This is a genomic window from Mesorhizobium sp. M5C.F.Ca.IN.020.32.2.1 (assembly GCF_004023105.1).
GTDB classification, from domain to species: domain Bacteria; phylum Pseudomonadota; class Alphaproteobacteria; order Rhizobiales; family Rhizobiaceae; genus Mesorhizobium; species Mesorhizobium wenxiniae.
The window spans coordinates 1-619 of record NZ_RZSX01001562.1; the positions used below are offsets into that span (position 1 = coordinate 1).

The 619-nt window shown below is 64.5% G+C and carries 1 pseudogene; it reads right to left on the reverse strand.

What is annotated here, in order from left to right:
- Nucleotides 1-609, reverse strand: a pseudogene (locus tag EOA86_RS37450) (pyridoxal-phosphate dependent enzyme); the annotation flags it as partial.
- Between the last annotated feature and the right edge of the window lie 10 nt (nt 610-619).

Below are 619 nucleotides of genomic sequence, written 5' to 3' on the forward strand. Positions count from 1 at the left end.
GTCCTTCACCAGCCCCTGGCAATCGTCGAAATTGCCTTCGACCGCGATTGCATGGACATTTGCGGCAGAGGACGTCGTCATCTGGCGCTGCTGCACCGGCGAGACCCGGCCGTGCGGGAAAAGAACGAAGATGTCGGTGCGATTGCGCCCGGCGAAGGCATCGATGGCGGCCCCGCCGGTATCGCCGGACGTGGCGCCGACAATGGTGGCGCGCTGGCCCCGCTCGGCAAGAACATGGTCCATCAGCCGGGCGAGAAGCTGCATGGCCACGTCCTTGAAGGCAAGCGTCGGGCCATGGAAGAGTTCCAGAACGAACATGTTCGAGCCGGTCTGCACCAGCGGGCAGACCGCCTCGTGACGGAACGTCGCATAAGCTTCGCGCACCAGGCGTTCGAACACCTGCATCGCGATCTCGCCGCCGACAAACGGCGACAGCACGCGGATGGCGAGGTCGGGATAGGCAAGGCCGCGCATGGCGCGGATCTCTGCCGCCGAAAACTGCGGCCAGATATCAGGCACATAAAGCCCGCCATCGCGCGCCAAGCCCGCCAGCACCGCGTCGGAAAATCCAAGCACGGGCGCTTCCCCGCGGGTACTCACATATTGCATCGTCATGTTC